General features: G+C 78.3%; 5 protein-coding genes. All 5 read right to left on the bottom strand.

What is annotated here, in order from left to right:
- On the bottom strand, positions 1 to 182 hold a 182-nt coding region (locus AB6N24_RS22930), incomplete at its 3' end, for a hypothetical protein (protein WP_412871668.1).
- On the bottom strand, positions 179 to 913 hold the full coding sequence (locus AB6N24_RS22925; protein ID WP_412871667.1) for a C40 family peptidase: 735 nt from the start codon (positions 911 to 913) through the stop codon (positions 179 to 181). The genes AB6N24_RS22925 and AB6N24_RS22930, both read right to left, overlap by 4 nt.
- Positions 910 to 1,362: a flagellar export protein FliJ gene (locus AB6N24_RS22920; RefSeq protein WP_412871666.1), complete on the bottom strand. Its 453-nt coding sequence runs from the start codon at positions 1,360 to 1,362 to the stop codon at positions 910 to 912. Before AB6N24_RS22920 ends, AB6N24_RS22925 begins: the two co-directional genes overlap by 4 nt.
- Positions 1,359 to 2,702 carry a FliI/YscN family ATPase gene (locus tag AB6N24_RS22915; protein WP_412871665.1) on the bottom strand — a complete coding sequence of 448 codons (1,344 nt, stop codon included), beginning with the start codon at positions 2,700 to 2,702 and terminating at the stop codon, positions 1,359 to 1,361. Before AB6N24_RS22915 ends, AB6N24_RS22920 begins: the two co-directional genes overlap by 4 nt.
- A partial coding sequence (locus AB6N24_RS22910) for a FliH/SctL family protein (protein WP_412871664.1) occupies positions 2,699 to 3,117 on the bottom strand: 419 nt, incomplete at its 5' end. The genes AB6N24_RS22915 and AB6N24_RS22910, both read right to left, overlap by 4 nt.

Below are 3,117 nucleotides of genomic sequence, written 5' to 3'. Positions count from 1 at the left end.
CCCCCCTTTTCCAACCCTACGCGGTCATCCGCTATCAAGGTGTCGGTCTGGTGGGCTCGTTGTTGTTTATAAGTGCCCGGGCCGTGGCCGCCCGCGCCGCGCGCCGCGCCGGCGCTCGACCGGGCGGGGCTGCGCGTGCTGCTCGGGGCGGCGGCCGCGGCCGCCGTGGTCAGCGCGGTCACGCGGTCACCCCCGCGAGCCGGGCGAACGCCGCGGCGTCGGCCGCGGCTCCCTGGGCGGTCGTGGTGGCGCTCACCGGCGCTGCTCCTTCTGCTGGCAGGACCCGGCGGATCGCCGTCGGGGTCGTGTACACGTCGCGGACGGTGACGTCCTGGCCGGGCTTCGGGGCGTCGACCATCCGGCCGTCGCCCGCGTAGATGCCGATGTGCGTCCCGCCGCCGAAGACGACCAGGTCGCCCGGCCGCGCCTCGGCGAGCGAGGCCACCGGGGTGCCCATGCCCATCTGCTGGCGCGCGGTGCGCGGCACGTCGGTCACGCCGAGGTCGGCGAGCGAGCGCAGCACGAGGCCGGAGCAGTCGAGCCCGCCCTCGGCGAGCGACTCCCCGCCCCACACGTACGGGGTCCCGACGTACTTCTTCGCGGCCTCGACGAGGCTCGCGCCGGTCGGGCCGGACGCGGGCCCCGCAGCGGCGGGCGCCACCGGGGCGGGCGCCGCCAGGGCGGGTGCCGCCGGAGCGGTGGCGCCCGTGGCGGCGAGGCCCAGCGCGCCGGCGTCGACCCCGAGCGCGGCGAGCGCCGAGGCGAAGGTCGCCCCGGTCGTCCCGGCCGTCGTCCCGGAGACCGAGCTGGCCGACGCGACGGCCGGCGTCAGGGTGCGCGGGGCGACCGGCTGCGGCGCGACGAGGCGGTCGAGCTCGCTCATGCGGGCCTGGACGGCGGCGATCCCGGTCACGGGGTCACCTCCGGGGAGCCCGGCCGCAGCGCGGCGCGGCGCGCGGCCTGCCCGGCGACCTCGTCGAGCACGAGCTGCTCGGCGCGCTCGTCCTCGGCGCGGACCTCGGCCTCGTGCTTCTCCTCGAGCTTCTCGAGCGCCCGGGCGCGGGCCTTGGCGCTCGCCCAGACGGCGTGCGCCTGGTCGACGCCGTCGTCCGCGACGCGCACCTCGACCGTGCGCTCGGCGAGCAGGCCGCTGAGCGAGACGCGCGCCGCGACGGCCGCGCGGAAGTGCAGCTCGTCGGAGTGCGCGGGCATCGCCGCGGACCCGAGCCGGACCTCGGTGTCGTGCCGGCGGGCCTCGGCGCGGGCGCGCAGGCGAGCGGCCTCGGCGAGCTCGACGGCGGCGCGCTCCTCGGCGGCCGAGCGCAGGCGCAGCAGGCTCGCGAGCCGGAAGGTGCGGCTCATGACAGCGGCCCCATCGCGGCCACGAGAGCCGCGAGCCGCTGCCACGAGTCGTGCGAGCGGGCGGCGTCGGAGAGGTCCTGCTGGAGGAACGCGTCGATCGCCTGGCGGTGGGTCACCGCGGCGTCGACGAGCGGGTTGCTGCCCGCGACGTACGCGCCGACGTCGAGCAGGTCCTGCGCCTGGCGGCGCGCGGCCATGACCGAGCGCAGCCGGGTCGCGAGGTCGCGCTGCTCGCGCGTCGTCACGCGGGACGCCACGCGGGAGATCGAGCCGAGCGCGTCGACGCTCGGGAAGTGGCCCTGCACGGCCAGCCGGCGGTCGAGCACGACGTGGCCGTCGAGGATCGACCGCGCGGCGTCGGCGATGGGCTCGTTGTGGTCGTCGCCGTCCACGAGGACGGTGTAGATGCCGGTCACCGAGCCGCTCGACGCGGTGCCGGCGCGCTCGAGGAGCTGGGCGAGCAGCGCGAACGTGCTCGGCGGGTAGCCGCGGGTCGCGGGCGGCTCGCCGATCGACAGGCCGATCTCGCGCTGCGCCATCGCGACGCGCGTCAGGGAGTCCATCATCAGCACGACGTCGCTGCCGCCGTCGCGGAAGTGCTCGGCGATGCGCGTCGCGACGAACGCCGAGCGCAGGCGCACGAGCGGCGGCTCGTCGGACGTCGCGACGACGACGACGCTGCGGGCCAGGCCCTCGGGCCCGAGGTCGTCCTCGAGGAACTCGCGGACCTCGCGCCCGCGCTCGCCGACGAGCGCGATCACGGAGACCTCCGCGTCGGTGCCGCGGGCGACCATCGACAGGAGGCTCGACTTGCCGACGCCCGAGCCCGCGAACAGGCCCATGCGCTGGCCGCGGCCCACGGTCACGAGCGTGTCGAGCACGCGCACGCCGAGGTCGAGGGGCGCGGCGACGCGGGCCCGCTCGAGCGGGTGCGGCGCGGTGCCGTTGACGCCCACGTGGGCGTCGGCGCGCAGCGGGCCCTTGCCGTCGATCGGCCGGCCGAGGCCGTCGAGCACGCGGCCGAGCAGGCCGTGGCCGACCGGGGCGGTCAGCTCGGCGCCGGTCGGGCGCACGCGCATCCCGGCGCGCAGGCCGTGCGTGGGGCCGAGGGGCATGCACCGTGCGGTCGAGCCCTGCGCGGCGACGACCTCGGCGGGCACGCGCGTGCCGTCCTCGACGTCGATCTCGACGAGGTCCCCCACGGCGGAGCCGGTCCCGGCGATCTCGACGGTCAGGCCGACGACGCCGCGCACAGTCCCGACGACCTCGGGCGCGCTCGCGCCGAGCGCGCGGTCCCACGCGGACGTGGCGGCGTGCGGGGCGAAGGTCAGGGCGCTCATGCGAGGTACCCCCGCTGGTGCGGCAGGACGTGGCCGGTGGCGACGGCCGCGTGCTCGCGGCCGGTGGCGGCCCCGGCCGGCTGGCGCGCGGCCTCGGCGAGCAGCACCGCGCGGGCACGGTCGAGCGCGGCGTCGATCCGCCCGTCGAGGTACCCGTCGGGGTGCTCGCCGATCGCGTCGCCGGGGGCGAGCGCGGGGTCGGCGACGAGCTCGACGCCCGACGTCGCGGGGACCCCGCCGGCCGCCTGGAGCGCCGCGAGGTCGCGCGGGTGCAGGCGCACGGTGTGCACGCCCGGGACGAGCGGGTTGCCGAGCACGCGGGCGAGCGCGGCGCGGGCCGAGCGCTCCCCGTCGGCGAGCTCGGTGCCGAGCACCGCGGCGGCGAGCTCGAGCGCGGCGGCGTGCAGCCGGGCCT

Source organism: Cellulomonas jepli (assembly GCF_047229345.1).
Lineage (GTDB): Bacteria > Actinomycetota > Actinomycetes > Actinomycetales > Cellulomonadaceae > Cellulomonas_A.
Note: the sequence above shows the minus strand (reverse complement) of the source record. Positions and strands in the feature narration are given on the sequence as shown.